The sequence below is a fragment of the Lysobacter gummosus genome (assembly GCF_001442805.1).
Classification (GTDB): Bacteria; Pseudomonadota; Gammaproteobacteria; order Xanthomonadales; family Xanthomonadaceae; genus Lysobacter; species Lysobacter gummosus.
Genome location: NZ_CP011131.1, coordinates 401138 through 419999, shown reverse-complemented (window position 1 = coordinate 419999; position 18862 = coordinate 401138). Strand labels below are relative to the sequence as shown.

Here is an 18862-nt window from a genome sequence, read left to right as displayed (position 1 = left end):
TCAGCGCTGCACGCGGCCGTTGAGCCGGTCGGCGAAATCGTTGAGCGCGCGCTGCAGTTCGCGCTGCTGCTCGGTCATCGCCGCGCGCGTCGGCGCGTCGGCGATTTCGCGCTCACCCAGATGCTTGAACAACTCCACCAGCGCCTCGTTGATCCGGGTCTGGCGTTCGGAGTTGTCGTGCAGGCGATCGACCAGGGGATCGAACGCCTGCTGCAAGGTCGGCCCCAACTGACTCAACAAAGCGCCGAAGTCCGGCGCCGGAGTCGCCACCGGCGCGGCTGCTTGCGGCTTGGCCTGCGTCTTCGCCACGCGTTCGAGCAGCGCCACGATCTGCACCCACGGCGCCGGATTCTCCACCGGCGGCGGCGCGGCCGGCGCGCGGCTGGCGGCGTTGTCGAGCGCGCGCACGCTCTCGACCAGATCGTTGAGTTGCGCCACCACGCGTCCGCCGACATCGGCCTCGCCCGCGCCCATCGCCTTGTTGCGCAGGAAATCGCGCTTGATCTGGGCCCAGCGCGCGTTCTGTTCGGCGTCGAGCACGCCGCGCAGCTCGCCGAGCTTGAGCAGATTCTCTTCCGCGCCGGCCGTCAGCAACTGCGCCTCGCCCAGGTAGTGATCGCCGATCAGCTGCTGCAGCTCGGCCTCGTTCATCACCGGCGAAATCTTCTCGGCCAGCTTGTTCATATTGCGATAGCTGCCCTGCAGCTTGAACGGCGGCTCGGTGCGGTAGCTCTGCGCCTGCGCGGCGCTGGCGATGTACTGCTGGTTGACCTTGTAGACCACGTCGCGGACCTTGATCAGCCGCTCCAGGGTGGCGACGATCTCGTTGATCTCCGCGCCGCTGTAGGCGTGGCGCAGTTCATTGGCCGAGAACGCGCGGCCTTCGGCCTTGTCCACGAAGCGGTACAGATCGGCCATCTCGCGCGTGGCCAGCGGCGCCAGCACCGGGTTAGAGGTCAGGCTGTTCTCGATGTAGCTCAGCAGGAACGAGGCCTCCATGCCGCCGACCACGTCGCCGAGGTTGTAGATGTCGGCGCGGTTGGCGAGCATGTCCGGAATCTTGAACACCTCCCCCGACTCGGTGTACGGGTTGCCGGCCATGACCACGCAGAACTTCTTCCCGCGCATGTCGTAGGTGCGCGTGCGGCCTTTCCACACGCCCTCGATGCGGCGGGTGCCGTCGCACAAGGAAATGAACTTCTGCAGGAATTCGGGATGGGTGTGCTGGATGTCATCGACGTACAGCATCACGTTATTGCCCATTTCCAGGGCCAGGTTGAGTTTTTCCAGTTCCTGGCGCGAGGTCGCGTCCGGCGCCTGGGCCGGATCGAGCGAACGCACCTCGTGGCCGAGCGCGGGGCCGTTGATCTTCATGAAGATCAGGCCCAGCCGGTGCGCCACGTATTCCATCAGCGTGGTTTTGCCGTAGCCCGGCGGCGAGATCATCATCAACAGGCCCATCAGGTCGCTGCGCTTGCTCTCGCCGACCGTGCCCATCTGCTTGGCGAGGTTGTCGCCGATCACCGACAGATAAACATCGTTGATCAGCTTGTTGCGCACGAACGAGCTCAGCGGCCGCGGCTTGAATTCGTCCAGGCGCAGCGCATGGCGCTCGCGCCCGACGATCTGCTGGCGCAGGGCCTGATAGCGCTGGAAACCGGGCACGAAGTGCTCGCGATGGTGACGCAGGCGCGCCGACCAGTCGTCGATCGCCAGCGTCATCCGCCCTTCCTTGACCCGCGGGTGCTCGCCGAGCAAGCCCTGCACGCTGGCGCTGAGTTCGGTCTCGGTGATCTTCTTCGCGAACTCGCCGTCGAGCAGCAACAAGGTCGCGGCCTCGGCGGCGTAAGCGGCGATCGGCGCCAGCTCCGGGCCGCGCGCCATCGCTTCGATCCAGTTCATCGCCAGCGCCCAGCGCGCCGCCGGGCGCTCGCGCAGGCCGTCCAGGGTCTGGGCGAAGCCGTCCCACATGCGCGCGGCGGTCAGTTTCTCGCGCAGCGCGTTCAACAACTGCTGCGCGTATTTGCTGAAGACGAACTGCGGACGCTCGGCCGACAACTCCAGCACCAGGTACTCGGCCGCGCGCGGCGTCAGCGCCGGATCGATCGGCAGGCTCTGCGCCTGCGCATAGGCGTTCATCGCCGCGGCGACTTCGCCACGCAGCGCTTCCAGCCCGGCCGCGCTGCCGAACAGGCGCTCGATATCGGCCGCGGTGCGCGCGTGTTCGGGCCATTGCGCCGCCTCGCCCTGCTCGCCGGTGTGCGACCAGAACAGCGCCGCCCAGGCGCGCGCGGCCGGTTCGAAGGCCAGACTGCCGGCGCTGTCGCGCAGCGGCAGCAAGGCCTGCACGATCAGCGTGGCGTCGTGATCGTGGATGCCCTTCTCGTAGCCTTCGCGGTAGCGCGGCGCGGCGAAGTCGCGCACGCTGCGCGCCAGCGCCTCGGGCTGCGCCAGCTGTTGCCGCAGCAGGTCCATGCTCAGTCCGTCGCGGCTGCCCAGCGCGGCTTCGATGACCAGCCCGGCCAGGTACTCGCCGCGCGAGAGCTGCGGCGATTCGGAATCCATCGACACGCCCCAATAAGCGCGCGCGGCGTCCAGGTCGGGGTTGTCCAGCGGCTCGAAGAAATCCGTGCCGGTCAGATGCAGATTGAGCGTTTCCCCGCGCGGCAGCAGGGTCAGGTCCAGCTCCTGCGTGTTGACGCTGAAGCGATGACGCGGGCCGAGCTTGATCACATTGCCGTCGGCCTCGAACAGCTCGCTGCGGTCGCGCAGCGCGCGTACGGCCTGATCGCGCGCGCCCTTCAGGCGCGCTTCGACGTCGTCGGCCTTGACGCTGTCCTTGAGCGCGCGCAGGCGCTCGGCCAGCTCGCGCAGCTTCAGGATCAGCGCGTCGCCGGCGAAGAAGGCGTTGAGTTCGTCCGCGCTGGCGAAGCGCGCGGTGCGCCGGCCCAGCCCTTCGAGAATGCGCGTGGCCGCGTCCATGACCGCCTGCGCCTTGCGCTGGCGATCGTCGAGCAGGGTCTGCTTGTGCGCTTCGAAGGTTTCCAGCAGTTCTTCGCGCTTGGACAGGATGTCGCCGAGGAAGGCTTCGTGCTCGCCGAACTGGCTCTCCAGTTCCTCCAACTGCACCATCAGCCGCGAGAGTTGTTCGTCGGCCTTTTCCGGGTCCTGCGCCAGCGACAGCGCGCTGGCGATGCTCTGCCCGAACAAGGTGAACTGCGCGCCGAACTGGGCCACCGATTCGGCCGAACCCAGGCTCTTGCGGCGCTGATCGGCGCGCGCCTTGGCCTGATTGAGCTTGGCGTAGATCTGCGAGATCGATTCGACGATGCGGGTGCGCTGGGTCGCGTCCTCCACCTTCAGCGTCGCCATCAGGGCCGAGAGCATGTCCAGGTCGCCGGACATAGCCTGCATCTGCGCCAGCGGTTCGACTAGTTGCGACACCGTGGCCGCCTGCTGCGCCTGCGCGTCCAGCGCCTGCAATCGCTCGGCCAGCGGCGCCAGCGCCTTGTCGCCGGCGAGAAAGGCGCCGGTGGCCGCGCCGATGCGCTCGTGCTCGGCGACCAGCGTCTTTTCCATCGCGTCGATCGCGCCGACATCGATGTAACGGTATTCGCGAATGGTCAGCAGATGCCCGCGTTGCGCGGTCAGGCCGTTGAGCGCGTCGACGAACTCCTGGACCTTCTCCCAGTTCTCCGGCTGCAGGCTGTCGAGCAAGGCTTTCTGCTTGCCCTGGGCCTCGCGCATGGCGCGGTCGGACTGGCTGCGGATGCCTTCGACTTTCTCGTATTCGTCCAGTACCGACTCGGCGGTGGCGGCGATCTCGCGCAGCAGCGGCGCGACATCGCCGCAGTTCGGGTCCGACAGCCAGTGATGCGCGTCGAACAAACGCCGCGTGTTCTGCGCGAGCAGGCCGTAGCGCTGCGCCGACACCTCGGTGGCGTCGATCTCGCGGCTCAGGCTGATCAGCTCGGACACCCCACGCACCAGTTCGGCATTGCCGATCTTGCCCATGAAGGTGTTGCCGGCCGGCTGGCGCGCGGCGTATTCGTCGCTGGCGTACGGCGTCTGCCAGACCTGCATGGGATGCACGCGGGTCGGCTCGTCGCTTTCGGTGGCGAAGATCACCATGCGCCCGTCTTCCAGACGCGCGTAGCCATGGCCGAAGATCGGCGTCTGCAGGCGCCGCTCGATCATGTTGTAGGTGAACATCGCGGTGCGGCCCTGTTCGGGCTCGTAGAACAGATAGAGCACGTCCTCGCCGTTGGGCGAACGGATGCTGCGCTTGTAGCGCATGCCGTCCATCGACTGGTCGAAGCTCTTGTGCTCGCCGCTCTGCAGGTAATAGCCGCCCGGGAAGATGATGCCGTGGTCTTCCGGCAACTGGATGCAGGCCAGGCCGATCGCGTCCAGGCGCAGCACCTTGCGGGTCAGGGTGTTGAACACCAGATAGCGCCACTGCTCTTCGCGATAGGGCAGGATCTTGAGCAGGATCAGGCTGCCGACCTTGGCGAAATCGACCTGCGCGTCGTCCAGCGACTGGGTCTTGTCCGCCACCGGCTCGCGGTAGATGCCCTGGCCGTCCTCGGTGTTGTTCTCGATCTTGACGGTGAGATCGCCGTTGACCGTCTCCACGAACACGCTGTCGAGAATGTTCAGATGCGGATGGCGGCCGTTGACGACCATATCGCGGGTGGCGCGGGTCCATTCGAAATCGAACGGCGCCGGCAGCGCGATGTCGCGCTCGCCGCGGTTGTCGATGTAGCGCACCTCGCCGTCGGGCGAGACCGACCAGCGGAACACGCGCAAATCGGTGATGCGTTCGCCGATCTGAAACGCCGCCAGCAGCTTGCTGTCGCGCACGATCAGCTGGATCAGCCGGGTGTGCTTGTAGTACGCGTACAGCTCGCGGAAATCCTGCACGAAGCTGTCGATGCCGAGGAAGCTGCCCTTCAGATCGACCGGCGTGACGTCATAGCCCTCCGGCCCCTGCACCAGCTTGTACAGGCAGAACACGTCCGCGACCGTGGTTTCCTTCTTCAGGCCCAGGAACACGTTGTAGCCGAACACCAGGTATTCGCCGACCTGGACGATGTCGCGTGCGACGCAGTTGTTCTCGGTGCGAATGCGGAAGCGCCCGATGACCTCCATCTGGCTGCCGCCGAACTCGCTCAGCCGCTGCTTGTTCAAGCCGTCGGCGATGCCGCGCAAGCGCAGGCCCTGTTCGGCCAGGCGCTTGCTCAGCACCTCGTACGCGCCGCCCTGGGCGACGGCCTGATCGACGGCGGCCGCCTTCGCGCTGTCGTTGGAAATCTCGCCCGCAGCCGCGGTCGGCTTGGTCTGCGCCATCAGTGGTTCGTCCTACCGGTCCTGCCCGCGGCGCGAACGCGCGCGCCGCGGACGTCAATCCGATGCGCCGCCGCGAGGGCGGCGCATTCCCTGGTCAGGCGTGCGCTCAGGAATCGAGCGTGGTTTCGCCCGCGGCCTTGCTGTCGCTCTTGCCGTCGGCCTTGGCCAGCAGGCGCTGCAGCACGTCCTGCACGATCGGGCTCTTGCCGGCGACGCCTTCGATGGCCTTGCCGACCGACAGGGCCTTGGCGAAGGAATCGAAGAACGCGCCTTCGCCGCCGACGATGTCGATGTTGGCCTTGCTGAGCGCGGCGGCCAGCACGTCGGACTGTTCCTTGGCGATTTCCTTGTTGGCGGCGATGCCGGCGATGGCCTGCTCGAAGTTCTTTTCCAACTGCATGCGGAACTCTTCGTGGGCGCGGGCCTGATCGCTGAGCGAATCGAGCGCGCCGAACTTCTGCGACAGGCCTTCGGCCTCGGACTTGAACTTCTGCAGCAGCACCTCGGCCTCGGACAAGCCCAGATCGCGGTTGGCCTTGGCCTTGGCCGCGCCCAGCTGTTCTTCGCCGCGCGCCTGCGCGAACAGGTTTTCTTCCAGCACCTTGGCGTCGGACAGGCCCTGCTTCTGCTTGGCGTCGGCCTGCGCTTCCATCACCCGCGCCTGCGCCATGCCCTTTTCCTGATCGCCCTTGGCTTCCGCGCCCATGGTCTCGGCGACCACGCGCGCCTTGGCCATGCCTTCCTTCTCGATCGCCGCGGCGGTGACTTCGCGCACCCGCGCATCGGCCAGGCCCGGCGCCGCGCGCTCGGCCTCGATGCCTTCGGCCATCTTCTTCTTGGCTTCGGAGTGCTTGCCGGCCGATTCCAGCTCGGCCTGGGCCAGCGTGGTGAGCTCCACCGCCTTGTGCCGCGACGCGGTCTCGTCGGCCTCGGCCTGCTTGACCTGACGCACCAGTTCTTCCTCGGCCTTGGCCTGGGCGTGCAGCACCATCACCTGCTTGGCGCGGTCGGCTTCCGACACCTGGCGCACTTCCTTGATCCGCTCTTCTTCCTGGGCCACGGTCTTCTCGACCGCGATGCGGTCGCGGATCACGTTGGCGATTTCCTTGCGCTGTTCTTCCAGCGCCTTTTCCTTCTCGATCCGGTTGAGCTCGACCTCGCGTTCGCGCGCGACGATTTCCAGATCCTTGGCGCGGGTGACCTTCTCGACCTCGATCACCACCGCGCGCTGGCGGTTCTGCTGCGCGACTTCGACCTCGCGCTGACGGTTCTGCTCGCGGATGTCGAGCTGCTCCTGCACCGAGATGCGCGCGTTCTCCGACTTCAGCCGTTCCTCTTCCTGGACCTTGGCGGTCTCGGCCTGCTCGCGCGCCTGGATGGTCTGGATCTCGCGCTTCTGCCGCGCTTCGGCGTCGGCCTGCTGGCGTTCGAGCGCGAGCATGGCTTCGCGGGTCTCGACGTTCTTCTTGGTGATCGCCAGCTGCTCGTTGCGTTCGAGCTCGTTGGTGATGACGTTCTGCGCCGCGGTCAGCTCGGTGATCTTGCGGATGCCTTCGGCGTCGAGGATGTTGGTCGGGTCCAGCGACGACTTCGGGGTCTGCTCCAGATAGTCGATGGCGACGTCTTCCAGCACATAGCCGTTGAGATCGTTGCCGATCACCTCGATGATGCGGTCGCGGAATTCCTGCCGGTTCTCGAACAGCTTGACGAACTCGATCTGCTTGCCGACGGTCTTGAGCGCCTCGGAGAACTTCGCGTTGAACAGCTCGTTGACCGCGGTGCGGTCGGAGGCGCGGTCCACGCCGATCGCCTTGGCGACCTTCAACACGTCCTGCTGGGTCTCGTTGACGCGCAGGTAGAACGCGACGGTGATGTCGGCGCGCATGTTGTCCTTGCAGATCAGTCCGTCCTTGGCGCGGCGATCCACTTCCAGAGTGATCAAGGAGATCTGCATGAACTCCTTCTTGTAGATCACCGGATACACCAGGGCGCCGGTGAAGTGCACCTTCGGCGTGGCGGACATGTCGTTGACGATCAGGGCCGTGCCCTGCGGGACCTTGATGTAGAAGGCCTTGAACATCAGCAACATCACGAACACGATCAGCACGGCGACGCCGATCAGCGTCAGCACCATGATTGCAGTACCCATTTGCATCTCCCTATGACTCGACTACTTGTGTTACGGACGCGGCGGCCGTAACGGTAAGGACGCAATGTCGCCGTGAGGCGTCAGGCGCCGCGGAATTCGTCTTCGCTGACCACGCGGTAGGCGTTCTGGTCTTCGATGTATTCGATGAGCACGACGCGGTCGCCGCGCTTGAAGCGGTCCGGATCGTCTTCGCGGATCTGCAGGATCAACCCCGCGCCGCCGTCTTCGACGCTGGCGGTGCCGGTCACGCGGTTGACCGGCGAGCGGATCACCGCGGTCTGGCCCAGGATCGGCCGCGGCGGGCCGGGCTGCATCTTGCGCAGCAGCTTGCGCACCGGGCGCAGCACGAAGGCCGCCACCGGAATGGCCAGGGCGAAGGCGACGATGATGACCACCGCGCCGCCGACGATGCGCAACAGCGCGGTCGGCAGCAGATTCAGCAGGTACACGTCGGCCAGATAGGTCAGGCCCCAGGACACGCCGACCAGCGTGCTGAGCACGACGGTGATCGGAATGCCGCCCAGGCCCAGGCGCATCAGCGGATCGAACACGCCTTCGTGATGCTGATGGGCGCCGTCGGCGAGGGTGTGATCGCCCAGGCCGTGGCCGTGGCCGTGCAGATCGCCGCCGATCCAGCCGTCGATCATCTCGCCGCCGACCAATCCGAGCGCGGACAGCAGCCAATAGCAGATGACCACGCCGAACAACACCGTGTAGAACGCTGTCGGCAGCGTGAAAATCGTACTGAAGAATTCCAACATTCGCTTCCCTCCCCCGCTCGCCGTCGTCCTGACGGCCCCTGCATCGAACCGGTCAATCCGGCATTTTTTGTCGCAACCTCAGCAGCACCGCCTCGGCGCCGGCGTCGTCGGGCATGATCCCGGCGTCGCGCAATTTGCGTTCCAGCGCGTCGCCGCGATCGCCGCGCGCCAGTTCGGCCGCCGCGCCCATGCGCGCGCCGCGCTCGGCCTGTTTTTGTTTGATACGCGCCAGCGAGTCGATCGCGGTCTGCAGTTTGTTGTTCGGGCCGGTGTAGCGCTGCGCGACCGCGGCTTGGGCGCGCTGGACGCTCTCGGTGGCTTTTACCGTGTCCAGCTGTTGTTTCAGGCGGCGGATGTTGCCTTCGGCCATGGCTACGGACTTGCGCAGTTCGGCTGCGCTGGCGGCCAATTCCTGGACATGACGTTGATCGTCGCTTCGGTTGGATTCGAGCTGCACGATCTTGTCCGCGACTTCGCGCGCCAGGGCCTCGTCGCCGCTTTCCATCGCCTTGATCGCATAGCCTTCGTATTCGCCGACCTTGTCGCGCAGCTCGCTCAGCGCGCGCTCGGCCAGGGTGTGGCGCGCGAGAAGATGCGCGAGCGACTCGCGCGACTGGCGCAGGTCCAGATCGCAATCGCGGATTTCCTGATCCAGGATGCGCAGCGCGCGGCTGTCCACCCAGCCGTCGCCGAGGTCCTGCGCGCCGCCGCGCAGCGAGGTCAGCAGCTTGCTCCAGATATTGCCGCCGCCTTCGGACCTGGACATCAGGCGGCCTCCAGCAACTGCATTTCATAGGCCTCGGTGGCCTTGATGACGTTGTCGGCCAGCGTCTCGATCTCGTACAACACGTTGGACAGCGACGAGGATGCGCTGAGCGAGCCGAACATCATGTACGCGTCCTCGCCGTCGGCCAGGGTTTCGATGCCGATGGTGGACAAGGGAAAGATCACCTTGTGGGTGCGCAGCACTTCTTCGTTGAACGCGGCCGGGTCGCGCACGTGCGAAACCGGCCACAGCAGCGCCTCGACCACGATCTGTTCGCCGACCACGGCCAGGAACAAGGGCAGATCACCGTACTCGGCCATCACCAGATGCAGACTGGCCTGCGCACCGTCGATCAGTTCGATCACCGAATCGCCGTAAACGAATTCCTCCGCCTGCGACAAAGCGTCGTACAGACCGGCGGACGTCCAGACCTTGCCGTCGTTCATGCTGCTCTCCACGCGTCCACGCCCCGGCGCCGCACCGCGCGGCTGCCGCATCCGCTTCTCCACCGCTCCCAGTTCGTCCGCGAACTCGGGCAGTACCCACAGCTCCTTCTTGACCAGCCCCTTATCGCGAAGACGTTCGCGATGGCGGCGCTGGTAGTAAGCGGAGGATCGGCGTTCCATGTCGTTCACGTTAATTCATCACATGTGACATTGGCAACACATGACATGTAAGAGCCGACGAACGGCACGGCGAACCGCGCGACGCGTCATCGATTCTTTAATATTCAATGACTTGAACAGACATGTCCGGTGAACCAACGACGCCCCGTGCGGGCGCGGCACCGGGATCGAAACCGATCCGGCAACCGCAAAGCTCGGGGTTCGCAGCGCGAACGGCTCACGCCCCGCGGGCCGGCCGCCGCGGACGGCGGCGCGGCGGACCCGGGCGATGGCGGCGGCCTTGCGACCGCCGCCCGGGCTCAGGCCGAAATACCGTGCAGGGCGCGCGCTTCGTCGATGCGGTGCTTCACTTGCGCGTCGAGCTGGCCGAGTTCGGCCTGCTTGAAGATGTTGCCGAGCACGCGCTTTTCGTCTTCATCGACGATCTTGTCGCGCAATGCGAGGTCGAGCAGCTTCTGCAGTTCGGCGACGTCGAGCGTGCCGTCGTTGGTGAACACGGGGATCGAGGCCAGGGCGATCTCGAGGTGACTCTTGGGCTGGGCCATGTCGGCAACTCCGTTGCGGGTGATGAATCGGTCCTTGGCGCGGCGGCCGTTGCGGCGCTCGCGCGGATAAGCATCGACTATAGCAAGCGTGAGCCCGACCCCGTATTGCAAAGGCATACCGGTGGTGCCGACAGGCACAGACTTTCTGGGAGAGGGCCGCTCTCGCGGGAGGAGCTTCAGCCCCGATGCCTTTCGTTGCGATCGCGACTATCGCTCAAGCGGATTCGACTCATCTGATCGAAAAGCATCGGGGCTGAAGCCCCTCCCACAAAAAGGGATGAAGCTCCCTGCAAAAATGCGAGAGGTCTTATCGGCCTGAAAGCAAAAGGCCCGATGCTTCCGCACCGGGCCTTCGTAACTTTTATCGTCGCGGCATCGAAGCCGCGCCGATCATGCAGCCTTTACCAGACCACTTCGGCCATCGAGCAGTTCAAGCCCGAACCGATGCCGAGCAGCGCGACCCGGTTGCCCTTCTTCAGGCGGCCCATCTCGCGCAGCTTGCTCAACACGATCGGCACCGAGGCCGGGCCGATGTTGCCGTGCTCGCCGAAGATGGTCATGACCTTCTTCGGGTCGATGCCGAAGGCCTTGAGGAAAGCCTGGGTGTGTGCGCGGCTGACCTGATGGATCACGAATTCGTCCAGCTCTTCCACCGCCCAGCCGAGCGCGGCGCGCGCGGCGGCGAAGGTCTTGTGGCCGAGCTTGAGGCCTTCGATCATCAGCATGCGGCCGTCGGCGATCATGCGGTCGTGGTGCAGATCGCCCACGCACAGATGATTCCACTCGGTCGCCGAACGGGTCACGCCGCCGCGGTAGCGCGGAGCGCCCGGAGCGAGTTCGGAGCGCGCCAGCACCATCGCCGCGGCACCAGAGCCCAGGGTGAGCGTGGCCATCTCGTCGCGCAGTTGCGATTCGGTGACGCCTTCGCCGCTGAGGCGTTCGAGGGTCTTCTCGTAGGCCTTGTTCGCGGTTTCGCCATCGACGATCAGGGCGTAGTCGATCTCGCCGCGCTCGATCATGCGGCTGGCGATGTCCATACCGTTGATGAAGGCCAGGCAGGCGTTGGCGACGTCGAAGTTCTGGCAGTTCTCGCCCAGACGCAGATTGCCGGCGACGATGCTGGCCGTGGACGGTTCCAGGTAGTCGCGGCTGACCGAGGTGTTGACCAGCAGGCCGATACGGTCGGTATCGATGCCCGCGTCGGCGAGCGCCTTGACGCCGGCCAGGGTGGCGGCGTCGGAGGGCTTCATTTCGCCGTCCCACAAACGACGCTCGCGCACGCCGGCGACGTTCTGCAGAACATCGACCTTGATGCCGAGGCGATCGAGCGTCGGCTTGAGCCGGGCATTGATCTCCTCCGAGGTCAGCTTTCGCGGGGCATCGACGTGAGCGAGGCCAGCGATGGCTACGTGTTGGAACAGCATGGGCGACAAACCCTTCGCGGACAGAAAGTGCGACAGATTAGCGCCTTCCCTGACCCCGCGCATTAGCTGATGTCCGGCGCAAACCGGGTCCGCGGCCGCCGTCTAGCCCACAAATGCTTTCAAAAACAATCGATTACTTCGATTAAATCGCTCAGAAAAATCCGTACGGCCGCGTTTGGAAACCCGCTTAACCGCCGATCGGGTAGGTCTGGGCGCTGCCGGAAGCAGGATTTTGCGCAGCCGGGCTTGCCGGAGCGGCACCGGAACCGCATCGATAAGCCGCAAAACGCTGCTGTCCCTGCGAGGGTTCGGCCAGCGGCTGGATGGTGTCGGCCTGCAGGCCGGGGGCTTCGTTGCGGGCCAGGGTTTCCAGTTCCTCGCGCACGCGCAGCGCGTTGCGCTCGTAGAAGGCGACGTTGTGCTTGACCGCCACCGCGACTTCGCCGCGCTTCTCGCACGAAGGCGCCGCGCCGGGGGAGACCACTCGCACCGCTTGCGCGCCGGGCGCCATGTTCACCCAGGTGCATGCCGAAACGCTCAGGGCCAGGACAGTCGCGGCCAGGGACGGAAGTGCGGGTGCGCGCATGAGGACCTCGGATAAGTGAGTTCGATTCGACCGGGCGCATTGTCGCCGGAATCGGCTGCGCGCGGTAGGAATGCGGGGATGTTGCGAGGTTGGAGTTACCGAGCGCGGCGCAGCCGGAAGTCTTTTGTGGGAGGGGCTTCAGCCCCGATGCTCTTCGCTCGGGTCGCGGTGATTCGCATGGAGATTCGGTTCGGCTGATCGGAAAGCATCGGGGCTGAAGCCCCTCCCACAAAAGCTTCCTCCCACAAAAGAGGTCTCGGTCCTGCGATGCGGTCCCACAAACGCGACGGGCCGCATCCGAAGATGCGGCCCGCGATCTTTCGTCATCGATCGATGACGGCCTCACACCATCGGCGCACTCACCGCACCGGCTTGCCGTCGTTGTCGATCACCTGCACCTCGCCGATGCCCAGCGCGCGCACCGGCTGCTCGATCTTGGACAGGTCGCCCACCACCACCCAGGTCAGCGCCTTGGGCTCCAGTCCCTTGGCCGCGGCCTGGGTCAGCGCCGGCGTCATCGCGTCGTTGCGCGCCTTGTACTTGAGGATGAAGTCGCTCGGACGGCCGTAACGCAGGTCCGAGCCGACCTGCGCCATCAGCGCGTCGGTGGTTTCGTACGCGCCCGGCAGGCTCAGGGTGTTGGCGGCGCGGATCTTGACCACTTCGGTTTCGGTGATCGGCTTGCTGCCGCTGGTGAAGGCTTCGATCTCGCGCTTGAGCTCGCCCAGCGATTCGACGGTCTTGTCCGACTGCACCGCCGCCTGCGCGATCCACGGCCGCTGGCCCAGCGCATTGCCCGAGCCGCTGTAGGAGCCGTAGGCCCAGTGCTTGTCTTCGCGCAGATTCATGTTCAGACGCGAGCTGAACTCGCCGCCGAGCACGCCGTTGGCGAAATCGAAGTCGATGGTGCCGGCATCGCCGGTCGGCGCGATCAGTTCGCCGACGTAGATGTTGGACTGGATCGCGCCGGGCTGATCGACCAGGAACACGCGCGGCTTGGCCGGACGCGCCACCTGGGCCAGATTCGGCAGCGCCGGCGCGTCGCTGGCGCCCTTCCAGTCGCCGAAGCGGCGTTCCAGCTGCGGCACGATCTGCGCCAGCGTCGTATCGCCGACCACGATCACCCGCGCGCGCTGCGGCTGCAGCCAGTCGCTATGGAAAGCGAGCAGGTCCTCGCGCTTGAGCGCGGCGATCGAGCCCTCGGTACCGGTGCCGGTGAACGGAATCGCGTAAGCATGGCCTGCGCCGTAAAGCAGCGGCGGCAGCACGCGCAGCGCCGCGGTCTGCGGACGCGCTTTTTCTTGCTTGATGCCGGCCAGCCACTGTGCGCGCACGCGTTCGATTTCGGCGGCGTCGAAACGCGGACGGCGGATCACGTCGGAAAGCAGGTCCAGCGACGGATCGAGTTTGTCCGTCAGCGCCGACAGCGCGACGCTGGCGCTGTCGAGGCTGGCGTTGCTGCTCAGCTCCGCGCCCAGGGCTTCCTTGCGCGCCGACAACTGCAGCGCGCCGTAATCGCCGGCGCCTTCGTCGAGCATGGCCATGGCGAAGCTGGCGGTGCCGGCCTTGCGACCCTGGTCGGCGCTGAAGCCGCCGGGGAATTCCACCTGCAATTGCACGATCGGGGTTTCGTGGCGTTCGACCAGCACCACCTGCATGCCGTTGCTGAGCTGCGCGGTCTGCTGCGCGGGGAACTTCAGCGCGGGGAAGCTCTGCGTCTGCGGCACGCCCAGGCTGCGGTCGAGATCGGACTTCACAGTCTTGAAGCGCGGATCGGCCGCCGGAATCGGCGCGGGCTGCTTGGCCGGCGCCGCGCTCGCCGTTTCCGGCAGCGACGAAGCCGGCTTGTCGCCGGGCTGCACCACGATGGTGTGCGAGCCCACGCCCAGCCATTTGCGCCCGGCCGCCTGCACGCTGGCGATGCTGGCCTTGTCGAGGTCCTTGAGTTCGTCGCGATAGCAATCGGCCTTGCCGAGGAACACCGCGCAACGCGCCAGCACATCGGACTTGCCGCCGAATCCGCCGATGCGCTCGATCCCGCGCACGAACTCGGCGCGGGTGGCGGTCTTGGCCTGTTCCAGCTCCTGCGCGCTCGGGCCCTGCGCGATCAGGCGCTTGATTTCCTCGTCGATGGCCGCGCGCACTTTCGCCGGGTCCACGCCTTGCTTGACGTTGGCCACGACCACCAGCGTGCCGCTGATTTCGGCATCGTTGATCGACACGCTGGCGCTGTCGGCGATCTGGTCGGCATGGACCAGGCGCGCATCCAGGCGCGAAGCCGCGCTGCCGCCGAGCACCTGCGCGAACAACTGCAGGTCCGTGCCGTCGGCCGCGCCGTATTGGGCGACCGGCCAGCCGCGGTACACGCGCGCCTGCGGCACGCGGTCGGGAATGGTTTCTTCCGTGTCGCGATCGCGCTTGGGAATGCGCGTGGCCATGTCGGGCAAGGTCGCGCTGGCGGGAATGTCGCCGAAGAAACGCAGCGCCTTTTCCTTCGCCGTCTTCAGGTCGATGTCGCCGGCCAGCACCAGCACCGCGTTATTGGGGCCGTACCAGCTGCGGAACCAGGTCTTGACGTCGCCGAGCGAGGCCGCGTCGAGGTCGGCCATCGAGCCGATGGTCTGCCAGCTGTAGGGATGATCGGCCGGATACAGCGCCTCGTACAGCCTGGCGCTGATGCGCCGGCCGTAGGGCTGGTTCTCGCCCTGGCGCTTCTCGTTCTGGACCACGCCGCGCTGTTCGTCGAGGGTCTTTTGATCGATCGCGCCGAGCAGGTGGCCCATTCGGTCGGACTCCATCCACAGCGCCATGTCGAGCGCGGTGGTCGGCACGTTCTGGAAATAATTGGTGCGATCGACGTTGGTGGTGCCGTTCTGGTCGGTGGTGCCGACCAGTTCGAACGGCGTGAAGAACTCGCCCTTGTAGTTCTCCGAGCCCTGGAACATCAGGTGTTCGAACAGATGCGCGAAGCCGGTGCGGCCGGGCTGCTCGTTCTTGCTGCCGACGTGATACCACACGTTGACCGCGACGATCGGCGCCTTACGGTCGGTGTGCACGATCACGCGCAGGCCGTTGGGCAGGGTGAATTCGTCGAAGCCGATGCTGACGCTGGCGTTGTCCTTGCTCGCGGCCGCGGCCGGCGCGATCGCCCCGCCGACCAGGGCGACTCCCAAAGCCAGGGCGAGCGCGGCCACGCGCGGACGGGCGCGGCGCGGCGCGAGGGCGGACGACGGGGACTTCGACATGACAACTCCGGCTGGTAAGGCGTCCGCGGACGGACCAAAGCGGCCATCTTAGGCGCCGCCGCCGCGACGGGCATGGGCCGGCGGTCACAGGGGGAGGCCGGGCGCTTTTGCGTTCCCGGCGCCCGGGCGCGGCGCCGGCATCGGGCCCGAGCGCGTGCGCGGGGACCGCGCCGCGGCCAAGCCGCATAATGCGCGCATGTTCAACGTCATCCTCTACCAGCCCGAGATTCCGCCCAACACCGGCAACGTGATCCGCCTGTGCGCGAACACCGGCGCCAGCCTGCACCTGATCGCGCCGCTGGGTTTCACCCTGGAAGACAAACAGCTCAAGCGCGCCGGCCTGGACTATCACGAGTACGCCAGCCTGCGCGTGCACGACAGCCTGGACGCGGCGCTGGCCGCGATCGGCGAAGCGCAAGGCGCCGCGCCGCGCCTGTTCGCCCTGAGCACGCGCAGCCGCACCCGCTTCGACACCCCGCATTACGCCGCCGGCGACGCGTTCGTGTTCGGCCCGGAAACCCGCGGCCTGCCGCAGGAGGTGCTGGAGTCGATCCCGCCCGAACAACGCCTGCGCCTGCCGATGCGCCCGGACAATCGCAGCCTGAATCTGTCCAACACCGTCGCGGTGGTGGTGTTCGAAGCGTGGCGGCAGTTCGGGTTTGCGGGTGGGGAATGATGGCTGCGCCATCGCCGTAAACACGCGGAAAAAGCGCCCTCTGCCTTACGGGATTACGGAGAGGGCGAAGCGGTGTATCGAGTGCGCTGATTGCTCGGCGCTGAATCCTCGCCTCAACGAGGCATGAACCGATACAGGTAATACGGCGGCTTGCCCTTGTCCGCACCGCCGGTAAAGCTCGGCGTGGTGTCGAGCTGGTTGGCCGAGACATAGATCCAGCCGCGCGGGCCGAAGCTGATGTTGTCCGGCCATTGCAGGCGCGGGTCACGAATCAGCGAATGCTCGGATCCGTCGCGGTCGATGCGGACGATCGCATGCGCCTGCACGTCGGTGAAGTAATGCGCGCCGGCCGCGTCGGTCAGGGCGCCGTCGCTGATCGGCTTCTTGCCGGCGGGCTTGATCGCCGCGCCGATGGCGGCGTCGTCGGCGCCCTCGCGCAGCAGCCGCGTCGGCAGCTGGTACCAGGTGGTGCCGTTCATCGCGCCGAAGTACAGGGTGTCGCGATCGGCCGACAAGGTGATCGGATCGATCGCCACGCGCGCCGGCTTGCCGTTGAACTGGACCACGCGGCCGTCGATCACCATGTCGATGTCCTGCGCCTGCAGCGAGGCATGGGCGCCGAAGCGGCGCGCTTTTCCGGTCTTCAGGTTCAGCGCGACGATGCCCGGATTGGCGATGTCGGCCAGATAGGCCCAGCCGCGCTTTTCGTCGATGACGAAGTCCTGCAAGAAGCTGCCCTTGGGCGCGACATCGATGGGCAACTCGATCTTCTCGATCACCGCGTTCTTGCGCAGATCGAAGGCCCACAAGCGGGTCTTGCCGAGGTTGAGGCCCATGTCGATCACCCACAGCCGGTCGCGCCGGTCCACGCTCAGGCCGAGCATGGCGTCGAAGGTCGCATCCGTGGGCGCAGCGCCGTTCTTCTGCAAGGCCAGATTCGGATACGGCACGATGCGGCCGTCCTTGACCTCGCCGAGCTGGATCTTCGGATTGCCCAGTGCGTGGAAGGTGGCGAACACGCGCCCCTTGGCCGAGACGGCGACATTGCCCGGACGCATGTCGGAGGCGGCGACCACTTCCAGATTCGGTTGCGTGCCGGCAAGGATGGAAGAATCGGCGGCATGCGCGGAGAACGTTGCGCACGCCCACGACAGCGCGGCGGCGAGCGACAACACAGTCGGAGTTTTCATTGCGATGTGAATCCTGTGAGAGGGAGAGAGAAGTGCGAATCGGATAGGCCGGCGACGCCGGCCTGGGTGAACTAGGCCGGCGCATCGAGTTCGATCACCAAGCCGCCGGGCAGCGTCACGAAGAACTGCACGCAGCCGGTTTCGGGCACGACCTCGATCTCGAACGCCAGTTCGGCGGCGCGCAGCCGGTCGAGCACGCAGGCGGCGGGCTCATCGGTGCGAAAGGCGATGTGGCCCAATCGCAGTTGGCCTTCCCGCGTGCCGGGCGGCTGTACCAGATGCAGCCAGGCCTCATCGCCGCGATACAGCCATTGGCCCGGAAACCGAAACGGCGGTCGATAGCCCGGCCGCAGTCCCATCACCTCGCCGAACAGGCGCGTCACCGTCGAATCTGGTGGCCCCTGCAGATTGAGGTGATCGAAATGCCACATCGGCGACACGGCGCAATCGGCGGTATGAGCGATGACGGTGGCCATGAGACGGTTCCAGCGAGGCGATGGACACAGCCTGGGCGCTTGCGCGGCCCGGAAAAACCCGGCATAAGCCGGTTCTGTTTCGCCCGGATGTTGAAAATGAAGGCCTTCGCCGACCTCACCGTGTTCGTGCGCGCGGCCGACGCCGGCAGCCTGTCGGCCGCGGCGAGGGCGCTGGACATCAGTCCGGCCGCGGCCAGCGCCACGATCAAGCGGCTGGAGGCGGAACTGCACACGCAGTTGTTCGTGCGCTCCACCCGCAGCCTGCGCCTGACCCTGGAGGGCGAACGATTCCTGGCCCATGCGCGCGAGGCGCTGCGCGCCATCGACGACGCCGAACAGGCGCTGCACGGCGATCAGGCGCAGCTGCGCGGCCAACTGCAGTTGTCGATGCCGTCCGACCTGGGCCGCAGCCTGATTCTGCCGTGGCTGGACCGCTTCATCGCCGAACACCCGCATGTGCAGTTGCGCGCGAACCTGTCGGACTATTTCGCCGACGTCTACCGGCAGCCGGTGGATGTCGCGCTGCGCTACGGGCCGCCGCCGGATTCCAGCCTGATCGCGCTGCCGCTGCGCCCGGACAACCGCCGCGTGCTGTGCGCCTCGCCGCAGTACCTCGCGCGCCACGGCGCGCCGGAGCATCCGGATCGGCTGGTCGAACACAATTGCCTGCGGCAGATGATCCGCGGCGAAATCCACGAGCGCTGGCGCCTGCGCCGCGGCGAGGACGATCGCACCATCCGCGTGCAGGGCGACCGCGTCGCCGACGACGGCCACGCGGTCAAGCAATGGGCGCTGGCCGGGCATGGCATCGCGTACAAGTCCTGGATCGACGTTTCGCAGGAAGTGCTCAGCGGCCGGTTGCAGGTGCTGTGCCGCGACTGGCGCGGCGAAGACGCGCCCTTGAACCTGGTCTGCCCCGACCGCCGCCTGCTGAGCCCGCCTGTGCAACGCCTGCGCGAGTTCCTCAAGCAGTGCTGCGATGAGTTGCCGGCGATTCCGCAGTAGGTTCGGCGGCGCGATGGCTTCGGGTTTGATGACTTTCGCTTTTGCTCGTCATTCCCGCGAAGGC

13 protein-coding genes and 2 pseudogenes are annotated in these 18862 nt (G+C 66.4%); 3 read left to right on the top strand and 12 right to left on the bottom strand.

Going from position 1 to position 18862, the window contains the following annotated elements; translation table 11 throughout:
* From LG3211_RS01655 to LG3211_RS27645, 9 genes and pseudogenes are all read right to left on the bottom strand, one after another.
* Positions 1–5349, bottom strand: coding sequence for a DNA repair ATPase (locus tag LG3211_RS01655; protein WP_083512239.1), 5349 nt, complete (start codon positions 5347–5349; stop codon positions 1–3).
* Between the two features lie 106 nt (positions 5350–5455).
* Positions 5456–7498: a flotillin family protein gene (locus LG3211_RS01650; protein ID WP_222837562.1), complete on the bottom strand. Its 2043-nt coding sequence runs from the start codon at positions 7496–7498 to the stop codon at positions 5456–5458.
* Between the two features lie 80 nt (positions 7499–7578).
* Positions 7579–8259 carry a hypothetical protein gene (locus LG3211_RS01645; RefSeq protein WP_057941316.1) on the bottom strand — a complete coding sequence of 227 codons (681 nt, stop codon included), beginning with the start codon at positions 8257–8259 and terminating at the stop codon, positions 7579–7581.
* Between the two features lie 52 nt (positions 8260–8311).
* Positions 8312–9025, bottom strand: coding sequence for a PspA/IM30 family protein (locus tag LG3211_RS01640; RefSeq protein ID WP_057941315.1), 714 nt, complete (start codon positions 9023–9025; stop codon positions 8312–8314).
* The gene (gene bacA, locus LG3211_RS01635; protein WP_057941314.1) at positions 9025–9651 is read right to left on the bottom strand and encodes a biofilm formation regulator BacA; all 627 of its coding nucleotides are present in this window, start codon (positions 9649–9651) and stop codon (positions 9025–9027) included. The genes LG3211_RS01640 and bacA overlap by 1 nt, the downstream gene beginning before the upstream one ends.
* 299 nt (positions 9652–9950) lie before the next feature.
* A complete protein-coding gene (locus LG3211_RS01630) occupies positions 9951–10313 on the bottom strand; it encodes a hypothetical protein (RefSeq protein ID WP_148648700.1) in 363 nt (120 codons plus the stop codon).
* 284 nt (positions 10314–10597) lie between these two features.
* Entirely contained in the window at positions 10598–11620 is a 1023-nt protein-coding gene (locus LG3211_RS01625; protein ID WP_057945198.1) for a 3-oxoacyl-ACP synthase III, read from the bottom strand.
* Between the two features lie 265 nt (positions 11621–11885).
* Positions 11886–12206: pseudogene (locus LG3211_RS01620) on the bottom strand (DUF4156 domain-containing protein); the annotation flags it as partial.
* 95 nt (positions 12207–12301) lie between these two features.
* Positions 12302–12361, bottom strand: a pseudogene (locus LG3211_RS27645) (hypothetical protein); the annotation flags it as partial.
* On the opposite strand from LG3211_RS27645, the gene LG3211_RS27640 reads away from it, so the two are divergent.
* Entirely contained in the window at positions 12354–12404 is a 51-nt protein-coding gene (locus LG3211_RS27640) for a hypothetical protein (RefSeq protein ID WP_484502512.1), read from the top strand. The pseudogene LG3211_RS27645 and the gene LG3211_RS27640 overlap by 8 nt on opposite strands.
* Before the next feature lie 161 nt (positions 12405–12565).
* On the opposite strand, the gene LG3211_RS01615 is transcribed toward LG3211_RS27640, so the two are convergent.
* Positions 12566–15451: a M16 family metallopeptidase gene (locus LG3211_RS01615; protein WP_057941312.1), complete on the bottom strand. Its 2886-nt coding sequence runs from the start codon at positions 15449–15451 to the stop codon at positions 12566–12568.
* 196 nt (positions 15452–15647) lie between these two features.
* On the opposite strand from LG3211_RS01615, the gene LG3211_RS01610 reads away from it, so the two are divergent.
* A complete protein-coding gene (locus LG3211_RS01610; protein ID WP_057945197.1) occupies positions 15648–16127 on the top strand; it encodes a tRNA (cytidine(34)-2'-O)-methyltransferase in 480 nt (159 codons plus the stop codon).
* Positions 16128–16240: 113 nt separating this feature from the next.
* Here the strand turns inward: LG3211_RS01610 and LG3211_RS01605 are convergent, their stop codons facing one another.
* Both LG3211_RS01605 and LG3211_RS01600 read right to left on the bottom strand, forming a co-directional pair.
* Positions 16241–17317: an L-dopachrome tautomerase-related protein gene (locus LG3211_RS01605; protein WP_057941311.1), complete on the bottom strand. Its 1077-nt coding sequence runs from the start codon at positions 17315–17317 to the stop codon at positions 16241–16243.
* Positions 17318–17388: 71 nt separating this feature from the next.
* A complete protein-coding gene (locus LG3211_RS01600) occupies positions 17389–17793 on the bottom strand; it encodes a VOC family protein (RefSeq protein ID WP_148648699.1) in 405 nt (134 codons plus the stop codon).
* A 96-nt stretch (positions 17794–17889) separates the two neighbouring features.
* Here LG3211_RS01600 and LG3211_RS01595 point away from each other — a divergent pair, with 96 nt between their 5' ends.
* On the top strand, positions 17890–18798 hold the full coding sequence (locus tag LG3211_RS01595) for a LysR family transcriptional regulator (protein WP_057941310.1): 909 nt from the start codon (positions 17890–17892) through the stop codon (positions 18796–18798).
* The last annotated feature ends 64 nt before the right edge of the window (positions 18799–18862 follow it).